Source organism: Arthrobacter sp. ZGTC212, from assembly GCF_002929255.1.
GTDB classification, from domain to species: domain Bacteria; phylum Actinomycetota; class Actinomycetes; order Actinomycetales; family Micrococcaceae; genus Arthrobacter_B; species Arthrobacter_B sunyaminii.
In genome coordinates, this window is the sequence record NZ_PJIJ01000001.1 from 722,868 (window position 1) to 747,962 (window position 25,095).

The 25,095-nt window shown below is 66.2% G+C and carries 26 protein-coding genes and 1 riboswitch; of the genes, 16 read left to right on the forward strand and 10 right to left on the reverse strand.

Annotated elements, in window-relative coordinates:
- Nucleotide 1: 1 nt before the first annotated feature.
- The gene (locus CXQ89_RS03560) at nucleotides 2-439 is read right to left on the reverse strand and encodes a VOC family protein (protein ID WP_104053044.1); all 438 of its coding nucleotides are present in this window, start codon (nucleotides 437-439) and stop codon (nucleotides 2-4) included.
- Nucleotides 440-632: 193 nt separating this feature from the next.
- Here CXQ89_RS03560 and CXQ89_RS03565 point away from each other — a divergent pair, with 193 nt between their 5' ends.
- The 4 genes from CXQ89_RS03565 to CXQ89_RS03580 are packed head-to-tail and all read left to right on the forward strand — an operon-like array spanning nucleotide 633 to nucleotide 4,186.
- Nucleotides 633-1,844 (forward strand): acetyl-CoA C-acyltransferase, encoded by a 1,212-nt coding sequence (locus CXQ89_RS03565; RefSeq protein WP_104160306.1) that lies wholly within the window; start codon nucleotides 633-635, stop codon nucleotides 1,842-1,844.
- The gene (locus CXQ89_RS03570) at nucleotides 1,845-2,600 is read left to right on the forward strand and encodes an enoyl-CoA hydratase/isomerase family protein (protein WP_104160307.1); all 756 of its coding nucleotides are present in this window, start codon (nucleotides 1,845-1,847) and stop codon (nucleotides 2,598-2,600) included.
- Nucleotides 2,600-3,448 (forward strand): 3-hydroxyacyl-CoA dehydrogenase family protein, encoded by an 849-nt coding sequence (locus CXQ89_RS03575; RefSeq protein ID WP_104160308.1) that lies wholly within the window; start codon nucleotides 2,600-2,602, stop codon nucleotides 3,446-3,448. The genes CXQ89_RS03570 and CXQ89_RS03575 overlap by 1 nt, the downstream gene beginning before the upstream one ends.
- Nucleotides 3,449-3,457: 9 nt before the next feature.
- Nucleotides 3,458-4,186, forward strand: coding sequence for a tyrosine-protein phosphatase (locus CXQ89_RS03580; RefSeq protein ID WP_104160309.1), 729 nt, complete (start codon nucleotides 3,458-3,460; stop codon nucleotides 4,184-4,186).
- Here the strand turns inward: CXQ89_RS03580 and CXQ89_RS03585 are convergent.
- Entirely contained in the window at nucleotides 4,140-4,526 is a 387-nt protein-coding gene (locus CXQ89_RS03585; RefSeq protein ID WP_104053039.1) for a hypothetical protein, read from the reverse strand. The genes CXQ89_RS03580 and CXQ89_RS03585 overlap by 47 nt on opposite strands.
- A gap of 15 nt (nucleotides 4,527-4,541) precedes the next feature.
- A riboswitch (SAM riboswitch) is annotated at nucleotides 4,542-4,678 on the reverse strand.
- Nucleotides 4,679-4,736: 58 nt separating this feature from the next.
- Nucleotides 4,737-5,762, reverse strand: a complete 1,026-nt coding sequence (locus CXQ89_RS03590; RefSeq protein ID WP_104053038.1) for an LLM class flavin-dependent oxidoreductase — start codon at nucleotides 5,760-5,762, stop codon at nucleotides 4,737-4,739.
- A 72-nt stretch (nucleotides 5,763-5,834) separates the two neighbouring features.
- On the opposite strand from CXQ89_RS03590, the gene CXQ89_RS03595 reads away from it, so the two are divergent.
- A complete protein-coding gene (locus CXQ89_RS03595) occupies nucleotides 5,835-6,386 on the forward strand; it encodes an alpha/beta hydrolase (RefSeq protein ID WP_104160310.1) in 552 nt (183 codons plus the stop codon).
- Nucleotides 6,387-6,408: 22 nt separating this feature from the next.
- Nucleotides 6,409-7,488, forward strand: a complete 1,080-nt coding sequence (locus CXQ89_RS03600; RefSeq protein ID WP_104160311.1) for an ATP-dependent DNA ligase — start codon at nucleotides 6,409-6,411, stop codon at nucleotides 7,486-7,488.
- An 18-nt stretch (nucleotides 7,489-7,506) separates the two neighbouring features.
- Here CXQ89_RS03600 and CXQ89_RS03605 read toward each other — a convergent pair whose 3' ends face one another.
- Complete coding sequence (locus tag CXQ89_RS03605) at nucleotides 7,507-8,604, reverse strand: SGNH/GDSL hydrolase family protein (RefSeq protein WP_104160312.1); 1,098 nt, start codon at nucleotides 8,602-8,604, stop codon at nucleotides 7,507-7,509.
- Nucleotides 8,605-8,877: 273 nt separating this feature from the next.
- On the opposite strand from CXQ89_RS03605, the gene paaZ reads away from it, so the two are divergent.
- The 3 genes from paaZ to CXQ89_RS03620 all read left to right on the forward strand — a co-directional run bounded on the left by paaZ (nucleotide 8,878) and on the right by CXQ89_RS03620 (nucleotide 13,164).
- Nucleotides 8,878-10,977, forward strand: a complete 2,100-nt coding sequence (paaZ, locus tag CXQ89_RS03610; protein WP_104160313.1) for a phenylacetic acid degradation bifunctional protein PaaZ — start codon at nucleotides 8,878-8,880, stop codon at nucleotides 10,975-10,977.
- A 104-nt stretch (nucleotides 10,978-11,081) separates the two neighbouring features.
- Nucleotides 11,082-12,608 (forward strand): MFS transporter, encoded by a 1,527-nt coding sequence (locus CXQ89_RS03615; RefSeq protein ID WP_104160314.1) that lies wholly within the window; start codon nucleotides 11,082-11,084, stop codon nucleotides 12,606-12,608.
- Complete coding sequence (locus tag CXQ89_RS03620; RefSeq protein ID WP_104160315.1) at nucleotides 12,595-13,164, forward strand: TetR/AcrR family transcriptional regulator; 570 nt, start codon at nucleotides 12,595-12,597, stop codon at nucleotides 13,162-13,164. Before CXQ89_RS03615 ends, CXQ89_RS03620 begins: the two co-directional genes overlap by 14 nt.
- A 23-nt stretch (nucleotides 13,165-13,187) precedes the next feature.
- Here CXQ89_RS03620 and CXQ89_RS03625 read toward each other — a convergent pair whose 3' ends face one another.
- The 3 genes from CXQ89_RS03625 to CXQ89_RS03635 all read right to left on the reverse strand — a co-directional run bounded on the left by CXQ89_RS03625 (nucleotide 13,188) and on the right by CXQ89_RS03635 (nucleotide 15,768).
- Nucleotides 13,188-13,817, reverse strand: a complete 630-nt coding sequence (locus CXQ89_RS03625; RefSeq protein ID WP_104053031.1) for a TetR/AcrR family transcriptional regulator — start codon at nucleotides 13,815-13,817, stop codon at nucleotides 13,188-13,190.
- Nucleotides 13,818-13,874: 57 nt separating this feature from the next.
- Nucleotides 13,875-15,227, reverse strand: a complete 1,353-nt coding sequence (gene paaK, locus CXQ89_RS03630) for a phenylacetate--CoA ligase PaaK (RefSeq protein WP_104160316.1) — start codon at nucleotides 15,225-15,227, stop codon at nucleotides 13,875-13,877.
- 61 nt (nucleotides 15,228-15,288) lie between these two features.
- The gene (locus CXQ89_RS03635; protein WP_104160317.1) at nucleotides 15,289-15,768 is read right to left on the reverse strand and encodes a hotdog fold thioesterase; all 480 of its coding nucleotides are present in this window, start codon (nucleotides 15,766-15,768) and stop codon (nucleotides 15,289-15,291) included.
- Nucleotides 15,769-15,961: 193 nt separating this feature from the next.
- On the opposite strand from CXQ89_RS03635, the gene CXQ89_RS03640 reads away from it, so the two are divergent.
- Nucleotides 15,962-16,636 (forward strand): DedA family protein, encoded by a 675-nt coding sequence (locus tag CXQ89_RS03640; protein WP_237688609.1) that lies wholly within the window; start codon nucleotides 15,962-15,964, stop codon nucleotides 16,634-16,636.
- Between the two features lie 27 nt (nucleotides 16,637-16,663).
- Here the strand turns inward: CXQ89_RS03640 and CXQ89_RS03645 are convergent, their stop codons facing one another.
- The 3 genes from CXQ89_RS03645 to CXQ89_RS03655 form a co-directional block, all read right to left on the reverse strand.
- Nucleotides 16,664-18,835 carry a S9 family peptidase gene (locus CXQ89_RS03645; RefSeq protein ID WP_104160319.1) on the reverse strand — a complete coding sequence of 724 codons (2,172 nt, stop codon included), beginning with the start codon at nucleotides 18,833-18,835 and terminating at the stop codon, nucleotides 16,664-16,666.
- A gap of 81 nt (nucleotides 18,836-18,916) precedes the next feature.
- On the reverse strand, nucleotides 18,917-19,657 hold the full coding sequence (locus CXQ89_RS03650; protein ID WP_104160320.1) for a hypothetical protein: 741 nt from the start codon (nucleotides 19,655-19,657) through the stop codon (nucleotides 18,917-18,919).
- Nucleotides 19,644-20,021, reverse strand: coding sequence for a PadR family transcriptional regulator (locus CXQ89_RS03655; RefSeq protein WP_374952971.1), 378 nt, complete (start codon nucleotides 20,019-20,021; stop codon nucleotides 19,644-19,646). Before CXQ89_RS03655 ends, CXQ89_RS03650 begins: the two co-directional genes overlap by 14 nt.
- A gap of 149 nt (nucleotides 20,022-20,170) precedes the next feature.
- Here CXQ89_RS03655 and paaA point away from each other — a divergent pair, with 149 nt between their 5' ends.
- Genes paaA through CXQ89_RS03685 form a run of 6 tightly spaced genes read left to right on the forward strand, consistent with a single transcriptional unit; the run spans nucleotide 20,171 to nucleotide 24,926 of the window.
- Nucleotides 20,171-21,175, forward strand: coding sequence for a 1,2-phenylacetyl-CoA epoxidase subunit PaaA (gene paaA, locus CXQ89_RS03660; RefSeq protein WP_104160321.1), 1,005 nt, complete (start codon nucleotides 20,171-20,173; stop codon nucleotides 21,173-21,175).
- 3 nt (nucleotides 21,176-21,178) lie between these two features.
- Nucleotides 21,179-21,556, forward strand: a complete 378-nt coding sequence (gene paaB, locus CXQ89_RS03665; RefSeq protein WP_237685638.1) for a 1,2-phenylacetyl-CoA epoxidase subunit PaaB — start codon at nucleotides 21,179-21,181, stop codon at nucleotides 21,554-21,556.
- Nucleotides 21,553-22,377, forward strand: a complete 825-nt coding sequence (gene paaC / locus CXQ89_RS03670) for a 1,2-phenylacetyl-CoA epoxidase subunit PaaC (protein WP_258059844.1) — start codon at nucleotides 21,553-21,555, stop codon at nucleotides 22,375-22,377. The genes paaB and paaC overlap by 4 nt, the downstream gene beginning before the upstream one ends.
- Before the next feature lie 6 nt (nucleotides 22,378-22,383).
- Nucleotides 22,384-22,920, forward strand: a complete 537-nt coding sequence (gene paaD / locus CXQ89_RS03675; RefSeq protein WP_104160323.1) for a 1,2-phenylacetyl-CoA epoxidase subunit PaaD — start codon at nucleotides 22,384-22,386, stop codon at nucleotides 22,918-22,920.
- Between the two features lie 3 nt (nucleotides 22,921-22,923).
- A complete protein-coding gene (gene paaE, locus CXQ89_RS03680; RefSeq protein ID WP_104160324.1) occupies nucleotides 22,924-24,135 on the forward strand; it encodes a 1,2-phenylacetyl-CoA epoxidase subunit PaaE in 1,212 nt (403 codons plus the stop codon).
- A gap of 23 nt (nucleotides 24,136-24,158) precedes the next feature.
- Complete coding sequence (locus tag CXQ89_RS03685; RefSeq protein ID WP_104160325.1) at nucleotides 24,159-24,926, forward strand: enoyl-CoA hydratase/isomerase family protein; 768 nt, start codon at nucleotides 24,159-24,161, stop codon at nucleotides 24,924-24,926.
- Nucleotides 24,927-25,095: the final 169 nt, after the last annotated feature.

Below are 25,095 nucleotides of genomic sequence, written 5' to 3' on the forward strand. Positions count from 1 at the left end.
CCTAGGCGATGCAGAATTCGTTTCCTTCGGGATCGGCCATGGTGTACCAGGAGGATGGCCCCTGCTGTTCCGAATACAGGAAGGTGGCTCCGCGTGCCTCAAGTTCCGCCCGCTTCACGTCCTTGTCCGCCCCGTTGATATGGATGTCCAGATGGATGCGGTCCTTTGCCGTCTTGGGCTCGGGCACGGGCTGGAAAAGGATGCGCAGGCGTTCCGGGGAGCCGACCTCGCTTTCCCGGCAGATCGCCGCACCGTCGCGCCACCGCCGTTGCCCTTTATGGTCAACCAGCATGTCCGGGGAAATGGTCCCCTGATCCAGCAGGGAATCAATCAGGGCCTGGTCAAGGGGTTCATTGACCCAGCCCAGCGTTTCCGCCCACCAATCAGCCTGCTCATGGGCGTTTTCGCAGTCCACGCATATTTGAATGTTGAAGCTCATGCCCGAAGCCTAGCCCCGCGAACCGCCGGCTGCGGGCGTTCCTGCGGACATTTTCTGTCCGCAGAGCCGTCCGTCACCCAAGGCCGGTCACATTGACCGCGTTCCGCCGCCGTGCAATTCTTTACAGAACGAATGGTCAGTAAATGCTGCCCGGCCAGCGTCGGCCGGCGGCACACAGACGGTGGGAGCAACAATGACTGAAGCGTTTCTCGTGGGCGGAGTGCGGACTCCGGTGGGCAGGTACGGCGGCGCGCTGTCCAGTGTCCGGCCCGATGACCTGGCGGCACTGACGCTGCAGGAACTGGTGGCGCGCGAGGGACTGGACCCCGCCGTCGTCGACGAAGTCATCCTCGGCAACGCCAACGGTGCCGGTGAAGAGAACCGCAACGTTGCCCGCCTCGCCGCCCTGTTGGCCGGGTTTCCCGGCGACGTTCCCGGCATCACCGTGAACCGGCTCTGCGCCTCCGGACTGTCCGCCATCATCATGGCCTCGCACATGATCAAGGCGGGGGCTGCGGACATTGTCATTGCCGGCGGCACCGAATCCATGAGCCGCGCGCCCTGGGTCACCGAAAAGCCCACCAAGGCCTTCGCCAAGCCCGGTGAAACCTTCGATACCTCCATCGGCTGGCGCTTCGTGAACGAACGCTTTACCTCCGGAGAACTCTCCCGCGACGGCAAGATGACGTACTCCATGCCGGAAACCGCCGAGGAACTGGCTGCCGTGGACGGCATCTCCCGCGAGGACGCCGACGCGTTTGCCGTCCGATCGCACGAGAACGCGCTGGCAGCCATTGCCGCCGGACACTTCAAGGACGAAATTGTTCCGGTCACCATCCGCGGCCGCAAGGGCGACACCGTGGTGGATACCGACGAGGGCCCGCGCGAGGGCACCACCGCCGAGGTGCTCGCCAAGCTGCGTCCCGTGGTCCGGCCCGGCGGCATTGTCACCGCCGGCAACTCCAGCACGCTGAACGACGGCGCGTCCGCGATCATCGTCGCCTCCGAGCGTGCCATCCGCGAGTACGGGCTCACCGCCCGGGCCCGGATTGTCGACGGCGCGTCCGCCGGAGTGCCGCCGGAAATCATGGGCATCGGCCCCGTCCCGGCCACGCAGAAAGTGCTCGCCCGCAGCGGCGTGAAACTTGCCGACGTCGGCGCCTTTGAACTCAACGAAGCCTTCGCCACCCAGTCCCTGGCCTGCATCCGCCGGCTCGGCGTGAACGAAGACATCGTCAACAACGACGGCGGCGCCATCGCCCTGGGGCACCCGCTGGGTTCCTCCGGCTCCCGGATTGCCATCACGCTGCTGAACCGAATGGAACGCGAGGGTGCCGCCCGCGGCATTGCCACCATGTGCGTCGGCGTTGGCCAGGGCACCGCCATGCTGATCGAGGCCGTCTAAATGGGCGCCGACTACAGCTCCTTCACCACCCTGCAGGTCACCGAGGGGAACGGGCGCGTCACCGCCGTCCTCAACCGACCCGAGGTCCGCAACGCCATCGATGCCGCCATGGTCGAAGAGCTGCACCTGCTCTGCGCGGACTTGGAGGAGAACCCCCGGACCCTCATCCTTGCTGGAAGCAACGGGGTGTTTGCCTCCGGCGCGGACATTGCCCAGCTGCGCGAACGCCGCCGCGACGACGCCCTGCGAGGCATCAACTCCACCGTGTTTGCCCGGATCGCCAAACTGCCGATGCCCGTCATTGCGGCATTGGACGGCTACGCCCTGGGCGGCGGCGCGGAGCTGGCCTTCGCTGCGGACTTCCGGATTGGAACACCCCGCGTCAAGATCGGCAATCCGGAAACCTCGCTGGGGATCCTGGCAGCCGCCGGCGCCAGCTGGCGGCTGAAGGAACTCGTGGGTGAACCGCTGGCCAAGGAGATCCTGCTGGCCGGACGGGTGCTGAACGCCGAGGAAGCGCTGGCCGCGCACCTGGTCACCGAGCTCGCCGAACCGGAAGACCTGCTGGCCGCCGCGCACGCCCTGGCGGACCGGATTGCCCGCCAGGACCCGCTGGCCGTCCGGCTCACCAAAACTGTGTTTGCCGCCCCGGCGGACGCCCACCCCGCCATCGACAATTTGGCGCAGGGGATTCTGTTTGAATCGCAGGCCAAGTTTGACCGCATGTCAGCATTCCTTGAGAGGAAGAAAAAGTAATGGCAGTTCCCTCCACGGTAGGAGTGCTCGGCGGCGGGCGGATGGGCGCGGGCATTGCCCACGCCTTCGTCACGGCCGGAGCAACGGTGGTGGTGGTGGAGCGCGACGACGACGCCGCCTCCGCCGCTTATGACCGCGTCGCCGGCGCACTGGCCAAGAGCGTCGAGCGCGGCACCGTTTCCGCGGGCCTGGCGGACCTGACCGCGCGTTTGTCCGTTTCCACGAACTATGCGGCGTTCTCCGGTGCCGGGTTGGTGGTGGAAGCAGTGCCGGAGGATTTCGGACTGAAGGCAGCAGCCCTGGTTGCGGTCGAGGAGCAGCTGGGATCCGAGGCCTGGCTGGCGTCCAACACGTCTTCACTGTCCGTCTCCGGCCTGGCGGAAAAGCTGCAGCGCCCGGAGCGGTTTTGCGGGCTGCACTTTTTCAACCCGGTTCCCGCCTCCACCCTGATTGAGGTGGTGCTGGGAAAGCAGACTTCCGAGGGGCTGGCCGAAGCCGCCGCCGCCTGGGCGCAGGACCTCGGCAAGACGCCCGTCGTCGTGAACGATGCCCCGGGCTTTGCCAGCTCCCGCCTGGGAGTGGCCATCGCCCTGGAAGCCATGCGCATGGTGGAGGAGGGCGTGGCCACGTCAGAGGATATCGATGCCGCCATGGTCCTGGGCTACAAGCACCCCACGGGTCCGCTGCGGACCACCGACATTGTGGGTCTGGACGTGCGCCTGGGCATTGCCGAGTATCTTGCCGAAACCCTTGGTCCGCGGTTTGAACCGCCGCAGATTCTCCGCGACAAGGTGGCGCGCGGCGAGCTCGGCCGGAAGTCCGGCAAGGGCTTCTTCGACTGGTCCTAGAAGGGCGTGATGAGCAACCGGGATGTGGAGTGGGAAGGCGCGGCGAATGCCCGTGACCTGGGCGGCATCCCGGTTGCCGGCGGCGGCTCCGTGGCACCCGGCCGGATCTTCCGGATGGGCCGGTCCGAATGGCTCACTGAGCGGGGCTGGGCGCAGGCCCGCGACGCCGGCGTCCGCACCGTCGTCGACCTGCGCAACGACGTCGAGCAGGGCCGCCGGGACACCGACCCGGAGGTGGGCCCCGACGCCGCCGCCGGCATCACCTTCCTGACCCGGCCCACCCAGGAAGCGAACGATCCCGACTTCACCGCGCTCTGCGGCCCGTACATGGATTCACCCAAGTGGTATCGGGAGAACCTGCGGCGCTGGCCGGAGAAGATCGCCGCCGTCGTTCAGGCCCTGGCAGACGCCGACGACGGCGCGGTGGTGATCCACTGCTCCGCCGGCCGGGACCGCACCGGGCTCATTGCCATGCTGCTGCTCCAGCTGGCCGGGGCATCGCCGGAAGCCATTGCCGACGACTATGGGGAGGCGGTCCGCGGCATTAATGCCTTCCACGCCACGCAGGTGCATCCGCGGGAAAAGCCGCTGACTCCCGAGCAGGAAGCCGCGAGGGTGGCCGACGGACGGCGGGAACTGCTCCGCGCCCTGGACGGGCTGGACGCGGAACAGTACCTGCGCGACGCCGGGCTCAGCCCTGCTGTGCTGAAGCGGCTTCGGCGCCGGATGCTGAGCTGAACCCGCTACACGGCCTGAGCTTTTCCGGCGTCGCCAAGTAGAAAAAAGAGCGCCGGGCCGGGCCGTCGAAACCGCCGGGGACCAGGAGCGAGGAATACCGGGCGCACCACTGGGCCGCTCCGCCGGAACCGGCGAGGGCCAGGGCCAGCGTCGGCAGGTCATGGAACCACATCAGCTGCTGCCTGCCGTCCACGACCAGCTGGACGATGCCCAGGTCCAGGTCCACGTAGGCCTGGGCATCCACCCAGTCATCGAAGCCAACAAGCTTCTTGGCATGGATCTGATGGATGTTATGGCCGGGCCGGAAGCTGGCGCAGCGGGTGTCACTGGAAGTGCTCACAGCGTGTTCCTTTACAGGTTGTCCTTGCCTGCGCCGGGCGGCGTCAGGCCGCTTCGTCATCCGAACCACCCGCCGAACATGGGGTTGGTGTGAGGCCAGTCGGAGCTTTTACGGACCCGGATTCCTCCGGGCGTTGGCCACCTCTCGTGAAGCTGACACCACCATAGCGCATGCCGGTGACAGCCGGGAACCGCCGCCGTACGGGAGGCATCAGCGCCAGCCGGCCGCCGGCGCGACATGCTTCACGATGTTCTCCAGCAGCTGCACGTTGTAGTCCACGCCCAGCTGGTTGGGCACCGTCACCAGAAGCGTGTCCGCAGCCTGAACCGCGGCGTCCGCGGCAAGCTGGGCGGCAATGACATCAGGTTCGCCAATGTAGCTCTTGCCGAAACGGGCCAGGCCGCCGTCGAGCCGTCCCACCTGGTCGCGTCCCTCGGCCTGGGCGCGCAGCCCGAAATACCGCCGGTCGGTGTCGGTCACCAGCGGAATGACGCTGCGGCTGACGGAGACCCGCGGAGTCCCCTCATGTCCGGCATCGGCCCAAGCCTTGCGGAACACTGCAATCTGCTCGGCCTGGAGCTCGTCGAAGGGAACTCCGGTATCCTCCGTCAGCAGGGTGGAGCTCATCAGGTTCATGCCCTGTTCGCCGGTCCACTTGGCCGTCGCCCGGGTTCCGGAACCCCACCAGATCCGTTCTGCGAGGCCGGGGGACTGCGGATCGATGGCCAGCGCGTCGGAACTGCCGGTCATCATCGGATCCGCGTTCGCCAGGCCTGCACCGGCAATCGCAGCCCGGAACACCAGTGTGTGCTTGCGGGCCTCATCCGCATCGGTGCTGTCCCCGGTGGGAACGTAGCCAAATGCCTCATAGCCGCGCAGCGCGGGCTCGGGTGAACCCCGGCTCAGGCCCAGCTGAAGCCTGCCGCCGCTGATCAGATCCGCGGCCGCTGCTTCTTCGGCCATGTACAGCGGATTTTCGTAGCGCATATCGATCACCGCCGTGCCCAGTTCAAGCCTGTGAGTCCGTGCGGCCATGGCGGACAGCAGAGGGAACGGCGCAGCGAACTGCGGGGCGAAGTGGTGGACCCGAAGGAAGGCTCCGTCAATGCCCGCTTCCTCGGCTGCCACCGCCGTTTCGACGGTCTGCAGCAGGGCGTCCCGGGCGGTGCGGACAAAGGAACCCTGCACGTCGCGGTAATGTCCAAAGGACAGGAAACCGATCTTCTTCATGTTCATTGACAGCACCGGTTTCCGAGCAGATATTCCCGGCTGCCGGCTCCCGGCACCACAGGATGAGAGGCGAACAGCATGCACCTGACCATGGTCCCCGGGATCGGCGGCTCCAATGATGAGCACTGGCAAAGCCGGTGGCAGGACGGTGCCGCGGACGTGTCCCGGATTTCGCCGTCGTCGTGGGATGACCCGAACCTGGAGAACTGGATGGACGCGCTCGACGACGCCGCCGGTTCCCGCGGCGGTGACACCATCCTCGTGGCCCACAGCCTGGGCTGCCTGGCCTCCGCCGAGTGGCTGCTGCGCAATCCGAAAGGCGCCCGGGGTGTGCTGCTGGTGGCGCCGCCGGATCCGGCCGAGCCGGCCTTCCCGGACACTGCCGGATCTTTCCGGGACCCGCGGTTGGAGCCGCTTCCGGTGCCCGGACTGCTGGTTGCCAGCGAAAACGATCCCTACTGCACCCTCCCCGGAGCACGGCTGCTGGCCCAGGCCTGGGGTGTCCCCGTGATCGACGCCGGAGCACTGACCCACATCAATGATGAAAGTGGCATCGGGAACTGGCAGCAGGGCCGGGACCTGCTGACCGCGTTTGCCGCGGGGCTGGGCGTTTCCATTCCCCTCGGCTGAAAACCGGGTAAGAATGGGGCCCATGAAACTTCCGGTAATGCCGCCCGTAGCCCCCATGCTGGCCAAAGCCGTGACTGCGCTGCCCGAGGGGGACTACTCCTATGAGCCCAAGTGGGACGGTTTCCGCTCCATCATTTTCCGGGACGGTGATGAGTTGGAAATCGGCAGCCGCAACGAAAAGCCGATGACCCGGTACTTTCCGGAACTGGTGGACGCGCTCAAGGCCAACCTTCCGCAGCGCTGCGTGGTGGACGGCGAGATTATCCTGATCAGCGAATCAGGGAAGCGGCTGGACTTTGAGGTCCTGCAGCAGCGCATCCATCCGGCGGCCAGCCGGGTGAAACTGCTGGCCGAAAAAACACCGGCGGCCTTCGTTGCCTTTGACCTGCTGGCGCTGGACGACACCGGTTTCCTCGACCGGCCGTACGCGGAGCGCCGCAGCGCGCTGGAAGCCGCGCTTGCCCACGCCGCCGCACCCGTTTATCTGACCAGTCGCACCACTGATCCAGGCACCGCGCAGCGCTGGTTCAGCGAGTTCGAGGGTGCCGGCCTGGACGGCATCGTGGCCAAACCCCTGACGGATCCCTACCAGCCGGGCAAGCGCACCATGGCGAAGTACAAGCACGAGCGGACCGCGGACTGCGTGCTGGCCGGCTACCGGGTGCACAAATCCGGGCCGGACGCCGTCGGCTCGCTTTTGCTGGGCCTCTACAACGACGACGGCGAACTCACCAACGTGGGGGTGGCCGGCGCGTTCAGCATGGCCCGCCGGCGTGAACTGTTCTCGGAACTCCAGCCGCTCGTCTCGGACTCGGCGGACCACCCGTGGACGGCGGACAAGCAGGACGCCGGGACGCGCACGCCCCGCAACTCCGAGGGCAGCCGCTGGAGCGGCGGCAAGGACCTGTCCTTTGTAACCCTGCGGCCCGAGCGCGTGGTGGAGGTCAAGTATGACCACATGGAGGGGGAGCGGTTCCGGCACACCGCCCAGTTTCTGCGCTGGCGGCCGGACCGCTCCCCGGACTCGTGCACCTACAGCCAGTTGGAGGAGCCGGTGAAGTTTGACCTGGCGGAAGTGCTGACCGCACCAGCCGGGACGTAGTTTGAGCCCGCCTCTCAGTCAGCGTCCGCGGCAGTGCCCCTTGCCTCCCTGGGCCAGGCGCTCCACGTCCACAGCGGCGGTAATGGCGGCGAAGTAGCCCTCGCTGTATCCGGTGGCCGTGGGATGCAGGGCAAAGGGGCCGTCCGCAAGGATCCAGGGGTCCGGTGAACCGATGCCGTGGCCGGCGAAGGCTTCGGTCACGTCCACGAAGGTGCCGTCGCCCACCTGCCCGGCGACGACGGCGTTGAGCGCGTCTGTTCCGGCGTTGAACAGGTTCTGTGCCTCTACGCTGAGGATTCCCGGCGCGGCGGCCTCGAACAGGTGAGGATAACCGGCCACCACCAGTTCCGCCCGCGGTGCCGCCTGGCGGATCTCCGCAAAGCTGGCCTGCAGCTGGGCAACGACGGCGGTCTCCGCGTACGCCTGTGCCGCCGCCACTGCGGGGGCGCAGGTTTCCGGCAGCACGGGTCCGGCGCAGGCAGCCACCACTGAGCCGAACTGCACGTCATTGCCGCTAATGGTGACGGTGACCAGATCGGTCTGCCGGTTCAGCAGGTTGGCGGAGACGGCGGTGGAGATCTGCTCCGGCAGGTCCACGGGGCCTGCCGGCGGGGCCGGATCGGTGGTCAGTGCCGTGGCGCCGGCGCAGGACTGATCGCTGTCCAGCTCCACGCGCGGCAGGGCGTCCAGCAGGGTCGGATAGCCCTGGGCCGTGCGGCGGCAGGCATCCAGCAGCGGCCCGCCGCCGAATCCTGAAGCGTAGGAGTCCCCAAACGCTACATAGTCAACCGTTTTGTCCCGGCCGTGGTGGCCGCCGCCGTGGCCATTGCCGTGGCCGTTCCCGTGTCCGTTCCCGTGACCGTTCCCGTGCCCCTTTCCATATCCGCCCCGGTGGCTGCCGTCTGCCCGGGCATCGGTGCCGGAGCCGGACACTGTTTCCGCAGCCGAAGCCGGCGCGGCGGTCACCGCGCCGGCAAGGGCTCCGGTCAACCCCAGCAGCAGGGCGCCAACCAGACCGGTGCGCCGGAACCGGACGGCCGGTTTGGATTTCCCCGGTGACCCGGAGGAAGCGGAGAGCGGAGGCAAAACCGTAGTCGGGGAATGAAACTCGTACATGATGCTCCTCAGGGGATGCGGATGTGCGCTCCAACGTAGTCCTGCACAATCTCCGCAGAACACCGTGGGCAGGGTTCCGGCGCACAGAACGGGTAGATTTCCGGTGCCCCGACCCGGCAGGGTGTGCTGCGCCACATCCTGCTGTAGGCTAAATCCTATTACTGAACGTCCGGTCAGTTATCCCGCGGTGGCCTCCGGCCTGCCGCTGGACCTTTGCACGGACGGGACCGTACCTCAGGTCCCCATCAATGCTTTCGAAAGGGCCAGTCAACGATGACCTCCACAGCCATAGACGTCCGGGTAGTGCCCAGCTACGTTCGGGATTCCTGGTGGACACCGGACCGCTCGGAGCTCACGGCCGCAGGCCCGGCGGAAGTCCGCGATGCCAGCACAGGGGAAACACTGGCCCTGGTCAGTACGGCGGGGCTGGACCTGGCTGCCGCCGTCGAGCACGCCCGCACGGTTGGCCGGAAGGGCCTGCAGCAGCTGACCTTCCACCAGCGTGCCCTCAAGCTCAAGGAGCTGGCCACCTACCTCAACGCCCACCGGGATGAACTCTATGAGGTGTCCGCCCGCAGCGGCGCCACCCGCACCGACTCCCTGGTGGATATCGACGGCGGCATCGGGGTGCTGTTCACCTTCGGATCCAAGGGCCGGCGTGAACTGCCCAACTCCACCGTGCTGGTGGACGGGGCAGCGGAGTCACTGTCCCGGGACGGCTCCTTCATCGGCGAACACATCTACACCTCGCTCCCGGGCGTGGCCGTGCAGATCAACGCCTTCAACTTCCCGGTCTGGGGCATGCTGGAAAAGCTCGCCCCGGCCTTCATTGCGGGCCTGCCCAGCATCGTCAAGCCGGCCACGCCCACCGGCTATCTCACCGCAGACACCGTGAAGATGATCATCGATTCCGGCATCCTGCCGCCCGGATCCCTGCAGCTGATCTCCGGTTCAGCCCGGGACCTGCTCGACCACCTGGACTACCGCGACTACGTGTCCTTCACCGGCTCCGCCTCCACGGCCAAGCTGCTGAAGGCCCATCCGAACGTCGCCGAGGGCGGGGTCCGCTTCACCTGTGAGACGGATTCGCTCAACGCCGCCATCCTCGGACCCGACGCCGTCCCCGGCACCCCGGAGTTCGATGCCTTCGTGAAGTCCCTGGTCACTGAAATCACCGTCAAGGCCGGCCAGAAATGCACCAGCATCCGCCGCGCCATTGTGCCCGCTGAGCTGGTGGACGACGTCGTTGCCGCCGCCGGCCGGCGCATTGACCAGCGCGTGGTGCTGGGCGATCCCCGCGCCGAAGGCGTCACCATGGGTGCCCTGGCGTCCACCGAACAGCTTGAGGGAGTGCGCTCCTCCGTCCAGACCCTGCTCGATTCCGGAGCTGCATTGGCCTACGGATCGCTGGACGCGCCGGAGGTCCTTCGCGGCGACGGAAGCCGCGGTGTCGCCGAGGACGGAGCGTTCCTTGCTCCCATCCTGCTGACCTGGGCAGACGCCGAAGCTGAGGCACTGCACTCCGTGGAAGCGTTTGGTCCGGTGGCCTCCGTGATCGGTTACGACGACGTTGCTGACGCCGTGCGCCTGGCCGCCCGGGGCAGCGGATCACTGGTGGCCACAGTGTGCACCAATGACCCGGACACCGCCCGCGAGCTGACCCTGGGCATCGCTGGACATCACGGCCGGGTGCTGCTGCTCAACCGTGAGGATGCCCGGAGCTCCACCGGCCACGGCTCACCCGTGCCGCACCTGGTCCACGGCGGACCCGGCCGCGCGGGCGGCGGCGAAGAACTGGGTGGCATGCGCTCGGTGCTGCACCATATGCAGCGCACTGCCGTCCAGGGGTCCCCGAACATGCTCACCGCCCTCACCGGCGTCTGGCACGCGGGTGCGGACCGGAACTTCGACGGCACCCATCCGTTCCGGAAGGACCTGTCCGAACTGAAGATCGGCGATGCCGTCCGCTCCGACCTCCGCGAAGTGACGCTGGAAGACATCACGGCATTCGCCAACAGCACCGGGGACACGTTCTACGCCCACACCAACCAGGCAGCCGCCGAGGCCAACCCCTTCTTCCCGGGCATTGTGGCACACGGCTACCTGCTGTTGTCCTGGGCGGCCGGGTTGTTTGTGGAGCCGGCGCCGGGGCCGGTGCTGGCCAACTACGGTTTGGAAAACCTGCGGTTCATCACGCCCGTGGCCGCCGGCGATTCCATCCGGGTCACCCTCACCGCCAAGAAGATCACGCCGCGGGAAACCGACGAATACGGCGAGGTTGCCTGGGATGCGCTGCTGACCAACCAGAACGACGACGTCGTGGCCACCTACGATGTCCTGACCCTGGTGGAGAAGAACCGCAGCACCGACTGATCCGCCGGAGCGGCGGTACTGGGGCGTCCGTGTCCCGTCTGCGGCGTGCACTAACAAACCAAATGTACTTGGTAACGAACCGTTTGGATTGTTAGCCTTGGGGCATGAACTCGATGCCCCACGTTCCTCCGCAGGCCGGCCGCAGGGAATGGATCGCCCTCATTGTCCCTATCCTTGCCGTCACGCTCCTCGCCATTGACGGGACCGTTCTGTACATGGCGGTCCCCGCTCTGACGGCGGATTTGGCCCCCACGGCGACGCAGATCCTCTGGATTGGGGACATCTATTCGTTCGTGCTCGCCGGGCTGCTGGTGACGATGGGCAACCTTGCCGACCGCATCGGGCGCAAACGGTTGCTCATCATCGGCAGCCTGGCCTTTGGTGTTGCCTCCGTGATTGCTGCCTTCGCTCCTTCCGCCGAGGTGCTGATTGCCAGCCGTGCCCTGCTGGGCATCGCCGGCGCCACAGTAATGCCGTCAACGCTCTCCATCATCCGCAATCTGTTCCACGATCCGATCCAGCGCACGCGGGCGATAGCCATCTGGTCAGCGGGTGCCATGGCCGGCGGCGCCATCGGCCCGCTGGTGGGCGGCGCCCTGCTGGAGTTTTTCTGGTGGGGCTCGGTTTTCCTCATCAACGTTCCGGTGATTGTGCTGATCCTGGTGCTCGGTCTCTGGCTTCTGCCCGAGTCACGGAATCCAAATGCCGGAAAGATTGATCTTCTGTCCGCGCTGCTGTCGGTGCTGGCGATTGTTCCACTGGTTTACGCGATCAAGCAGGCCGTCGGATCCGGCCTGGGCTGGCCGGTTCTCGCGGGTGCACTGATCGGCCTGGGCTCCGCCTGGTTGTTCGTTCGCCGGCAGCGCGGTCTGAAGACCCCGATGGTGGACATCAGCCTGTTCCGGATCCCGGCATTCAGCGGTGCGGTCGCCGCCAACACGCTGTCCATCTTCGCGTTTCTGGGCGTGTTGTTCTTCTTCTCCCAGTATCTGCAGCTGGTGCGCGGATACTCGCCTTTCTGGGCCGGCATGGCCGAGATGCCGGCGACCATCGCCTCCCTCGCCGTCGTCGCCGTCGTTGGCCTGGCGCTCTCGAAGCTGGGGCGCGGACGTGCCATCGCCGCCGGACTGTTTGTTGGAGCCCTGGGGCTGGCGGCGCTCGGTGTGACGGAGGGCCTGCCCCATTACCTTGGCATCGGTCTTTCGCTGGCGGTTATTGGCCTGGGAACAGGGCTGGCTATGACACTCTCCACCGATGCTGTGGTGGCGGCCGCGCCGCCCGAACGCGCCGGGGCCGCAGCCTCGATCTCCGAGACGGCCTATGAACTGGGTATCGCTCTGGGCATCGCCGTTCTCGGTTCGCTGCAGACGGCCCTGTACCGGTCCCGGCTTGAGATTCCGGAGGGCACCTCGCCGGAAACTGCGGCAGCTATGCAGGACTCCCTCGCCAGTGCGGCCGGCCGTTTGGGTGAGAGCAACGAAGCCCTGCTTGCGATGGCGCAGCATGCTTTTACGTACGGCATGCAGGTAGCCTCGTTTATTGCTGCCGCGCTCCTGGTTGTGGCCGCAGTCCTCGCCGCTCGGCTGATTCCGTCGGACACCACGAAAGAAGACACTCATGCCATCCACTGAGACAGCTGCCACGCGGGACAAGGAAAGGACCCGGAAATCGATCGTTGAGGCGGCGTCCCAGACGTTGTTTACCCATGGCGGGGGTGTCAGCCTGGCGGATATAGCAGCGGCAGCAGGAGTATCCAAGGGGGCGCTGACCCATCACTTTGCCAGCCGGAACGCGCTGGAGGAAGCAATTCTGGCGGATGTGTCCCAAAAGCTCTGGGATGCCGTGCACGCCCGCGTTGATCTGAGCGAGAACCGGCCCGGGAAGCTGCTGCGGGGCTATGTCCGGGCGCTGACCGACGCGGATAATCCCGCGGTGCGCCAGGTATTTGCCCCCACATCCCTGCTGCTGATCATCGGCAGCACGGAACCGGCCATTCAGGGGTTCCTCCGTGCGGATGCACAGAGGTGGCGGGAAGCATTCGACGCCGACGGGCTGGATCCGGCTACCTCCCTGACCATCCGCTACGCCGCCGAGGGCCTCGCAGGGTCCATCGGGACTCCCTACCTCACCGCGTCGGAACTCCGGACTTCGCGGGCGAGGCTTCTGGAGCTGGCTGAGCCGGAATGACGCGGTTGTGCACCGCACTCCCGTCAGGACCGCGCGTGCAGCCCGTCAAACATGATCGAGATGACATCATCGGCCAGCTGGTCCGGGGAAATGGGGCCGCCGGGCTTGTACCACTCCACAATCGAGTTGATCGTGCCGAAAAGCAGGCGCGTGGTGGTGCGCGGATCGATGTCGCTGCGCAGAGTTCCCTCGCTCCGTGCTGCGTCCACCAGCTTGGCCACCCGGTGGTCGAATTCGCGGCGCCGGGACAGGGCGTCGCGCTCAATTTCGGTGTTGCCGCGCAGGCGCAGCAGCAGCGTTACGAACGGCAGGCGCTCGGTGAGGACCTTGATAGTGCCGCGCAGCACGAACTCCAGCTGCTCATCCGCAGGACCGGTGGAGGCCCGGGCGTCGTCCAGTACTGCCTCCAGCCCGCCGAGTGCGTTTTCCAGTGCCAGGCGCAGCAGGTCCCCCTTGGAGGGCACATGGTGGTAGATCGCTGACTTGGTGATGCCCAGGTTTTCCGCCAGGATCCCCATCGAGGTTGCCTCGTAGCCGTGTTTGTTAAAGACGTCCACGGCAATGGCGAGGACGGACTGCTGATCGTATCCGGGACGGCCGCGGCGGTTGGCGGCGGTGGCAGCGCCGGATGCGGCTGATGGCGTTGAAGGCATGGGGTCCATTTTCTCACGAACGTTCGGCCGGGCGGGCCGGTCCCGGGCGGGCACTGCTCAGCCCTGGACCAGGCCCGCCTCTTTGGCGCGCAGGTCATAGATTCGGCGGAGCTTGCCGCTGGAGCGGGCCAGGGTTCCGGGCTCCGCCACCTGGACGGTGCAGGAGGACCCCACGTGGATCTTGATCTGCGTCCGCAGCTCCATGGCGGCGTTCAGGCACTCGTCCGAGGTCGAGTCTTCGCGCCGTTCAATCTTGACCGTGAGTTCATCCATGCGGTCCGGCCGGGTAATCTCCAGTTGGAAGTGCGGGCTCAGCGCGGGGATGCGCAGGGCAATCTCCTCGATCTGGCTGGGGAACAGGTTCACGCCGCGCAGGATGATCATGTCATCGCTGCGTCCGGTGATTCGGCCCATGCGGCGCATGCCCGGGCGTGCGGTGCCGGGCAGCAGCCGGGTGAGGTCATGGGTCCGGTAGCGGATGATCGGCAGGGCTTCCTTGGTGAGGGAGGTGAAGACCAGTTCACCGGGTTCGCCGTCGTCCAGCACCCTGGTGTCATCAAAGGGGTCGATGATTTCCGGGCGGAAGTGGTCCTCCCAGATGTGCGTGCCGTCCTTGGACTCCACGCATTCCCCGGCCACGCCCGGTCCCATCACTTCGGAAAGGCCATAAATGTCACAGGCGTCCAGGTCCATGGACACTTCCAGTTCGTGGCGCATTTCTTCGGTCCACGGTTCTGCGCCCAGGACAGCGTTCTTCAGGGAGGTGGAGCGCGGATCGATCCCCGCGGCCCGCATCGCGTCGGCGATGGTGAGCAGATAGGTGGGCGTGCACAGGATGGTGTCCGGCTGGAAGTCGGAGATCAGCTGTATCTGGCGTTCGGTCTGTCCGCCGGACATGGGGATGACCGTGCAGCCGAGCTTCTCTGCACCGGCGTGGGCACCCAGGCCGCCGGTAAACAGGCCGTAGCCGTAGGCGTTGTGGACCTTGTAGCCCGGTTTAACCCCGGAGGCACGCAGGGACCGCGCCACCAGCGTGCTCCAGCGGTCCAGATCGCCGGCGGTGTAGCCGACGACGGTGGGCCTGCCTGTGGTTCCGGAGGAGGCATGGATTCTTGCCACCTGCTCCTGCGGCACGGCGAACATGCCGAACGGGTAGGTCTGACGCAGATCCTCTTTGGTGGTGTACGGGAACTTGGCCAGATCTGCGAGCTCCCGAAGGTCTTCGGGATGGACGCCGGCCTCGTCAAATTTCTGCGTGTACAGCGGTACGCGCTCGTAGGCGTACTTCACCGTGTGCTGGAGCCGGGTCAGCTGCAGTGCTTCAATTTCATCGCGGCTCATCCGCTCTTCGGGATCAAGCGACGCCAAGTCTGCAGGGGTGGATTTGAGCAGTGCGGGGGAGGAGGTCATGGAATGCCCTTTGGGTTGGAACGTCATCGTCAAGGAAAGAGCCGCGGCATCGAAGAGGTGGCTAGCTGCGGGAGCGGAAGGCCGGGTTGGGCACTGCACGCGACCGGCCGCGGAACTCCGCAACCACCCGGCTGCCGCCGCCGGGGCCGGAAGCGGTGATCTCGACGTCGTAAACGCCGCTTCGTCCGGCGGAAGCCCGGTGATTGGCCACAGCCCGCAGAGTCTCACCAGGCAGTGCGGAGGAAATGAACGTGATGTCAGCGCCGGACGCGACGGTGATCAGTTCCATCTCCGCGACACTGGTACCGGCGGGATTACAGGCGAGGGCAAAGGCGGTGTCTGCAAAGGCGAAGACCATTCCGCCGTGGGCAATGCTGAAGCCGTTGAGCATTTCGGGGCGCAGCACCATGGTGATGGTCGCTTCGCCGGGAGCCAGGTGCTCCACCGTGAATCCCAGCCAGCGCCCCGCGGCGTCGTGTTCCAGGATCGGATGGTCCAGTCCGTGTTCCTGCACATGAGCGGCAACGTCGATGTCAGCCATGAGACCCTCTCGCTTTATTTACCGAATGTTCATTAGGTAATCCTGTGAGCGAGGTCACTGTCAAGCCGGGCGGTGCTTTGGCATTTTCCAGGGGCAGGGACACGGCGCCGTACCGTGCCGTAGGTTGAGGGGGTGATAGCTTTCGATGCCGCGGCTGCGGCCGGGGGAGCGGCCTGCCGGGCCGCATCAGACGGTGCTCCCTGAATGGCTGGATCCGCAGGTCTTCCTGGCGGATCCGGCGTTGGGGCCGTGGGTGGTGCTGGTGGTCTGCGGCATTGTGTTCGCCGAGACCGGCCTGCTCGTGGGCTTCTTCCTGCCCGGTGACACGCTGCTGTTCACCGCTGGCCTGCTGGTGGCCACCGGAACGGTGCACATCAACGTCTGGCTGCTGGGACTGCTGATTTCCCTGTCGGCGTTTCTGGGCGACCAGCTCGGGTACTGGATCGGCAGGCGGGCCGGTCCCGCCGTATTTTCCCGGCCCGAATCGCGGATTTTCCGGCGCGAAAACGTGGACCGTGCCGAGGCATTCTTTGCCCGGCACGGCGGCAAGGCCATCACCCTGGCCCGTTTCGTGGGCATCGTCCGGACCTTCACTCCAGTGGTGGCCGGAGTGGGCAAGATGCGCTATTCCGCCTACCTGGCCTTCGACGCGGCGGGGGCGCTGCTGTGGGGGACGGGGTTGACGCTGCTGGGATATGTGCTGGGGGACAGATTCCCCTTTATCCGCGACCACCTGGACCTGCTTGTGGTGGGCGTGGTCCTGCTGACCGTGGCGACCATTTCGCTCACGCTGCTGCGGCAGGGTAAAAAGGGCCAGCGGGCGCCGGGGCAGCCGCTGAACAGGCCCGCGCCGGAGCCGGGCGACTGAACGCCCGGGCCCCGGCAGCGGCAGCCGCTAGTTGCCTGCGGTGCCGGGAAGCAGTTCCGTGGCTCCCAGGGCATCCAGCACAAACGCGTAATCCCAGGCGCGGTCCTTCCAGGCCTCGTAGCGGCCCGAGGCGCCGCCGTGCCCGCCGTCCATCTCGATCTTCAGAACGATCGGCTCGGAGCCCGTGGTCACCTCGCGCAGCTTCGCCACCCATTTGGCTGGCTCCACGTACAGCACCCGGGTGTCGTTGAAGCTGGTCACCGCAGCAATGCGGGGATAGTCCACGGCCCGGATGTTCTCGTACGGGGAGTATTCCTTCATGTACCGGTACACCTCGGGGTCGGTGATCGGGTTGCCCCATTCCTCCCACTCCAGTGCCGAAAGCGGCAGTTCCGGATCCAGGATGGTGGTCAGCGCGTCCACGAACGGAACCTGTGCCACGATCGCCCTGTACTTCTCCGGCGCCAGGTTGGCCACAGCGCCCATCAGCAGCCCGCCGGCCGAGCCGCCCATGGCAGCAATCCGTGACGGATCCACCCACCCGGAAGACGCCAGGTAATCAGTGGCATCGACGAAGTCGGTGAAGGTGTTTTTCTTGTTCAGCTTCTTGCCCTGGTCATACCAGGCACGTCCCATTTCGCCGCCGCCGCGGATGTGCGCGACGACGAAGATGACGCCGCGGTCCAGCAGGGACAGCCTGGCCACGCTGAAACCCGGATCCATGCTGATCTCGTAGCTGCCGTAGGCGTAGACCAGGGCGGGGTTGGTTCCGTCCTGCTGAACCTCGGCGCGGCGCAGCACGGACAGCGGAATCCGGGTGCCGTCCGCAGCAGTAGCCCAGGCCCGCTCCGCCACGTACTCGGCCGGGTTGTAGCCGCCCTTGACCGGGGTTTCCTTGCGCAGCTCCAGCTCGCCGGTGGCCAGCACATAGTCGTAGACGCGCGGCGGAGTCAGGTAGGAGGTGTAGCTGAGCCGGATGATCGGGGAGTCATACTCCGCATTGGCCAGGTTGGCCGTGTAGAGCTCCTCGTCAAAGGCCGGCTCCACGGGATCGCCCTGGACTTCGGTGCCCAGGCCCTCCAGCGGAAGGACCTGCACCCGCTCGGTGGTGTCCTTGCGGACCGACACGATGACGTGTGTTTTGGTGACGGCCGCCCCGTTGACGCGGACGTCGTCGTCGTGCGCCACCACGGTGTTCCAGTGCTGCTCGGCCAGCGGATGTGCAAACTCGGTCTCCGCCACGAGGGAGAGCATGGAGTTCAGGGCATCCTTGTTGTGCGTGATGAGGTAGTGGCGCTCGCCGGCGATGGTGACGGGCTCGGCCTCGTAGAGGATGCGCTCGCTGCGCGGAATCAGGGTCCGCACTTCGCCGGCGGGATCTTCGAAGTCCAGGACCCGGTACTCGGAGTACTCGGAGTTGCTGATGCCGATCAGCAGCTGCTGCCGGTCCGCGGAGAGGTCAAAGCCGGTCCACATGGCAACGTCGTCCTCCTGGTAGATAACGACGTCGTCCTGGACCGGAGTGCCGAGGGTGTGCGCCTTGATCTGGTAGGGGCGCCAGGAATCATCCACGACGGTGTAGAACACCCGGGTGCCGTCGGGGGAGAAGGCAAGCGAGTAGAAGACGTTGGTGACCTCGTCCGGCAGCAGTTCGCCGGTGCGCAGGTCCTTGATCCGCAGCGTGAAGCGCTCGTCACCGGCGTTGTCCTGCGAATAGGCCAGCAGGTTGCCGTCCTCGGTGACGGCCAGTCCGCCGAGCGAGAAGAAGGGCTTGCCTTCGGCTTCGGCGTTGCCGTCGATCAGGATCTGCTCGCCCGGAACCGGAACGCCGGGTTCAACGACGGGCGGAGTCCAGTCCGCGTCCAGGTCCCCGGTGTCCTGCGCGGCGGTGCGGCAGTGGATGGCGTACTGCTTGCCCTCTTCGGTCCGGGAGTAGTACCACCAGCCCTTCTTGCGGGCCGGCACCGACAGGTCAGTTTCCTCGGTGCGGTTCTTGATCTCGTCAAAGATCTCCTGCCGCAGCTTCTCCTGATTCGCCGTGACCTCTTCCATGTAGGCGTTCTCTGCCTTCAGGTGCGCCACGACGTCGGGGTTTTCCTTTTCCCGCAGCCACTCGTAGTCGTCAACGAAGGTATCTCCGTGGTGGCTGCGTTCGGTGGGAACCTTGGGGGCAACGGGAGGAGTGGCAGAAGTAGTCATGTCCCGAATATATCGACACCGTCCGGGCGGGCGAAGAACTCCGTGGCGTTTATGCTCGCGGCTTACCGGTCTGAAGGCAGCTCAGCGCAGCAGGAACCAGGCCCCCATGGCGGCGGCTGCGAGGAACAGCATCCAGTTGCCGAGTACTCCCAGCAGGGTCAGGCCAAAAGAGGAGGGCGGAGGGGCGATCATCGGCTCAAGAATGGGGTCCGGAGCTGTGTCCTTGCGGAACTGGCCCCAGAGCGAGGTGGAGAGCAGAACCAGGCCGCCGGTGAGTGCGGTGGGCAGCGCTGGAAGGGTGAAGAGCACCACGTCCCTGGCAAGCACGCCGATCAGGACCTGAAGGGTGAAAACCAGCATTAGCGCGGCGGCGGGACGCCACAGCGGTCCCCGAACGAAGAAGCCCAGGAGGAGGGGCGCGCAGGCCGCAAGGGCCAGCCCGGTCAGCACGATGAGCAGGCCGGGGAGGGTCACCTGGACGCTGCCGTCCGTGGAACTCACCGCTGCCGCCACTGCGAAGAACCCCAGCAGTCCCAGGCAGGTGGGCACCAGCAGGGCGGCCATGCCGGAGCGGGGTTCCTTGTGGCGGGGCAAATCCAGGCTTGCGGCGTACGCCCGTGCCGGGCCGAACACTTCGCCGGGAGTGCCGCCGGAGTCCGCCAGGAACTCCCGGGCGGAGGCTACCGCGTCCCCGATGGCGTCCCCGGGAACGTCCTGTAACCGCAGTTCGACCACAAAGTCGTCAAACCATCGCTTGGTGGCCCTGTCGGTTCGGCCGGCGCGGTTTGGTTTTGGGATGGTCCGGCCGTCACGGGTTTCCATGAGTGCTCCTGTCGGGGGTCTCAGTGCTGCGTCCTTGAGTGCCGAGAAAACGGTCAACCGTGCCGCTGAAGCGCGCCCACAGTTCGCGCTGCTCAGCCAGTTCCCGTCGCCCGGCAGAGGTGAGGGAGAAGTACTTTCTCCCCGGACCGCCGTCCCCGGCCTGCCATGAGACGGTGACCCAGCCTGCAGCCTCGAACCGGGTGAGCAGCGGATACAGGGTGCCGCCCTTTACCGTGCCGAAGCCTTGTTCCTCCAAGCCGGAGGCGATGGCGTAGCCGTAGGTGGCGCCGCCGTCGAGCGCCTTCAGTACGCACAGGCTGAGCGCTGCCCGCATCCAGTCGCTGGGCCAGGAAATGTTCTGCACGACTAGATACTTTCATTAACTAGTTCGCCTGTCTAAATAGTGGGGAATGTTGACGTGAAGTGGATCACGCATATATCCTGACCGAACGGTCGGTAATTATCTTTTGCACTTTCGCATCCGGCTCCTTATCGCACAGTGAGGTGACAGTTATGTCGTTGCATACCGACGCTTCCCCCGGACTGCAGGCCGTTCCGGCCGAAGCACCGAGTGTCTCGGACGGGCCGGAGGCATACTTCGAGCAGCTCCTGGCTGAAGACTCGCGGATTGAACCGCGCGACTGGATGCCTGAGGCCTACCGCAAGACGCTGGTCCGCCAGATTTCGCAGCACGCGCACTCCGAGATCATCGGCATGCAGCCTGAGGCCAACTGGATTACGCGTGCCCCGTCCCTCAAGCGCAAGGCCATCCTCATGGCCAAGGTGCAGGACGAGGCCGGACACGGTCTCTACCTGTACTCGGCTGCGGAGACGCTGGGAACGCCGCGCGAGAAAATGACCGAGGACCTGATTGCCGGCAAGGCCCGGTACTCCAGCATCTTCAACTACCCCACCCTCAGCTGGGCGGACATGGGCGCGATCGGCTGGCTCGTGGACGGCGCCGCCATCTGCAACCAGGTTCCGCTCTGCCGTGCGTCCTACGGCCCCTACGGACGCGCGATGGTGCGCGTCTGCAAGGAAGAGTCCTTCCACCAGCGGCAGGGGTTCGAAATCCTGCTGGAACTGGCGAACGGTACGGAGGCGCAGCGCGACATGGCGCAGGACGCCATCAACCGCTGGTACGCCCCCTCGCTGATGATGTTCGGCCCGCCGGATGATGATTCACCCAACTCCAAACAGTCCATGGCCTGGAACATCAAGCGCTTCTCCAACGATGAACTGCGCTCCCGCTTTGTGGGAATGATCGTGGAGCAGGTCAAGGTCCTGGGCCTGGCCCTGCCGGATGACTCCATCCGCTTCAACGAGGACACGCAGCAGTGGGAGCACGGTCCCCTGGACTGGAACGAGTTCAAGGAAGTCCTCGCCGGACGCGGGCCCTGCAATGCGCAGCGCCTGGCCCGCCGCCGCGAGGCACACGAAGACGGCGCCTGGGTGCGCGAAGCAGCAGCCGCGTATGCAGCAAAGCAGGCAGCGGCACAGAAGACAGAGGTGGCTTAGATCATGGTTTCCGGTTCAACAACGGGCGACGACGGCGCCAAGCCGGTGGGCACGCAGACTTCCGCCGAGCCGGAGACCGCGGCCGGTGCCGCGGCACTGAGTTCGGCCTGGCCGCTCTGGGAGGTCTTTGTCCGTTCATCGCGCGGACTCTCCCACGTCCACGCCGGCTCGCTGCACGCTCCGGACGCGGACATGGCAGTCCGCAACGCCCGCGACCTCTACACCCGGCGCAACGAGGGCGTCTCGCTCTGGGTGGTGCCGGCGTCGGCCATTATTGCCTCCGACCCCGACTCCAAGGGGCAGTTCTTTGAATCCCCGCAGGGCAAGGACTACCGGCACGCCACGTACTACACCAAGTCCGAAGGAGTGAAGCACCTGTGAGCTCGGACAGCGCCACCCGCATTACCCCCGGCAACGCCCTGCGCCCGGAGGACATCGCCGCGGCGGGCATCAAGGCTCCCGCCGACGTCGCTGAATACGCCCTGCGCCTGGGCGATGATTCCCTGATCCTGGCCCAGCGGCTGGGCTGGTGGATCTCCCGTGCCCCGGAGCTGGAAGAAGACGTGGCGCTGGGGAACATAGGGCTGGACCTGCTCGGACACGCCCGGTCCTTCCTGACCTACGCCGGGTCGGCCAGCGGCAGGACCGAAGATGATTTGGCCTACTGGCGCCGCGAGGGTGAGTTCCGCTCCGCACACCTGTTTGAGCAGCCCAACGGCGACTTCGGCCGGACCATCGCCCGCCAGCTGGTGGCGTCCTTCTACCTCTACGAGCTGTACACGGCGCTCATGTCCTCCACTGATCCGACTCTGGCCGCGATCTCAGCCAAGGCCGTCAAGGAAGTTGACTACCACCGCGACCACAGCGCCCAGTGGATCCTGCGCCTGGCCGGCGGCACCGAGGAATCACGGCGCCGCATCACGCGCGCGCTGGAACTGACGTGGCCGTATGTCGGCGAACTGTTCGAGGACGACGATCTGGCCGTCTCCCTGGCCGCAACCGGAGCGGCAGTCCTTCCGTCCGCGCTGCGCGAGGGGTTCGACGCCGGCGTCGGCGCCGTGCTGCGCGAAGCAGGGCTTGAGGTTCCCGCGGTCCCGGCAGCCCCGGGCGGCGGACGCCGCGGAAAGCACAGCGAACATTTGGGATATCTGCTGGCCGAGATGCAGGTCCTGGCCCGCGAGCATCCCGGCGCCAGCTGGTAAGCGGTCATGACTGAGACTGAAGGTGCCACCGCCGTCGGCGCCGAAACGCTCCGTCCCTCCGATCCGGCAGCCGCCCGCGCCTGGGACATTGCCGCGACTGTCTGCGACCCGGAGATTCCGGTGCTCACCATCGAGGACCTCGGTGTGCTGCGGGCGGTTGAACCGACCGCACCGGACACTGTCACGGTCACCATCACGCCCACCTACTCCGGCTGTCCGGCCATGGACGCCATCCGCCAGGACGTGACGGCGGCGCTGAACGCCGCCGGCTATGACCACGTCCGCGTGGACCTGGTGCTCGCCCCGGCCTGGACCACGGACTGGATGAGCGAGGCTGGGAAAGCCAAGCTGAACACCTACGGCATTGCCCCGCCCACGGGCAAAGCCGCGGCTGGCCCGATCCGGCTGGGCCTGAGCGTGAAGTGCCCGCAGTGTTCCTCCCTCAACACCCGTGAACTGACCCGTTTCGGCTCCACCTCCTGCAAGGCACTTTATGTCTGCCAGGACTGCCGTGAACCCTTCGACTATTTCAAGGTGCTCTAACCCATGACTACATCCGTTCCCGCGCAGGCGCCCTCCGCACTGTCCGCGCCCTCCGCTGCGGACGCAGCCGTGCCGTCGCCGGGCCCCGCGCCCTCCCGCCGAACCACCTTTCATCCCCTCACGGTCACCGAGGTGCGCCGGCTCACCGAGGACGCCATCGAAGTGACCTTCATGGTGCCCGAGGCCCTCGCCGGATCGTATGACTACCTGCCCGGGCAGTATGTGGCCCTGCGCACCACCATGGACGGCACCGAAGTCCGCCGCAGCTACTCCATCTGCGCCGAGCCGCGGCCCGGGGAAATCCGGGTGGCGATCAAGCGTGACCTGGGCGGCCGGTTCTCCACCTGGGCCAATGAATCCCTCAAAGCCGGGGACGTGCTGGATGTCATGAGCCCGGCCGGCGGTTTCATTTCCAAGCATCCGATGAACGGCCTGAACCACCCCGAAGACCTGGACGTCACCGGCGAGAACGTTTTTGTGGCGGTGGCCGCCGGATCGGGCATCACCCCGGTGATTGCCATTGCCCGCACGGTGCTGGCCGCGTCCGAGAGCACCCGCTTTGACCTCGTCTACGCCAACAAGGCCGCCATGGACGTCATGTTTCTGGAGGAACTCGCGGACCTGAAGGACCGCTACCCCGCACGGTTCGCCCTGCATCATGTGCTGTCCCGCGAACAGCGGATCTCGCCCCTGCTGTCCGGGCGGATCGACGCCGAGAAGCTGTCCGTGCTGATCGACTCGGTGCTGCCGACGCAGCAGGTGGACGAGTGGTTCCTCTGCGGACCCTTCGAGCTGGTGCAGATGTGCCGGGACGCCCTGGCCGAGCGCGGGGTTGACGCGGAGAAGGTCCGGTTCGAGCTGTTCAGCACCGGCCAGCCCGGCAAGCCGGAAGGGTCCGCGGGCCGTCCCGTCGCCGTCGAACCCGGCGGCGACAACTACTCGATCACGTTCCGCCTGGACGGGCTGCAGGGCAAAGTGGCCAGCCCCACCCACGCCCGTGAATCCATCCTCAACGCCGCGCTGCGCGTCCGTCCGGATGTTCCGTTCGCCTGCGCCGGCGGCGTCTGCGGCACGTGCCGCGCCAAAGTTGTCACCGGCACTGTGGAAATGGACGAAAACTATGCCCTGGAACCGGATGAACTGGCAAAGGGCTACGTCCTGACCTGCCAGAGCCGCCCCACCAGCCCAGACGTCACCGTCGATTACGACGCCTAGTTTTCGAAGGAACGGAGCACCCCTTGATTGAACTGAGTGTCACCGGCGGCATCGCCGAAATAGTCCTCAATGCACCGAAGAAGCTCAATGCCCTGAACGAGGAGGCGCTGGCTGAACTGTCCCGGGCCTACGACGACGCCGAAGCCGCCGGCGTGCGGGCGCTGCTGCTGCGCGGGGAGGGCAGGGCGTTCTGCGCCGGACGCGACATTTCCGCCGTCGACCCCGCCAACGACGACGCTTACGCCTATTTGGGCGACCTGGTGACTCCTTTGTTGAAGAAAATGGCAGCCTTCCCGGCTCCCACCTTCGCTGCGGCGCAGGGTGCCTGCCTCGGCGTCGGACTCGGTCTGCTCGTGGCCACGGATGTTGTCTACGTGGCGGAGGACGCGAAGATTGGCTCGCCGTTCGCCAATCTGGGCGCAACCCTGGATTCCGGCGGACACTGGCTGTTCACCGAACGCCTCGGCGCGCACCGGACCCTGGACCTGATCTACACGGCGGATCTGATGAGCGGTGCCGAGGCCGTGGCCGCGGGTCTGTTCAGCCGTGCGTTCCCGGCCGATGAGCTGCTCGACTCCACCCGGGCCATCGTGGAGCGTGTGGCCAGCGGTGCAACCGGAGCGTTCCGGGCCTCCAAGTCCCTGGTGGCACAGATCCGCGATTCCCGGGTGGGACTGTGGACCGCCATGGAGGCCGAGAACACCGCCCAGGGCGAGCTCTGCCGGACCAAGGACTATGCCGAAGGATTTTCCGCGTTCATCGACAAGCGCAAGCCGGTTTTCCAGGGGTAGCCACGGGACTTTGATTCATCGCTGGAACAGATAACGGGCCTAAACGGTCCTCAGGACCCCATTATCTGTTCGAAGGATTCAGGGGAACGGGTTTTGACCCCGTTATCTGCACGATGAATCGGACGGTCCGCCCGGAAACGTATTCGACAACCCGTAGAAATCCGGGGAG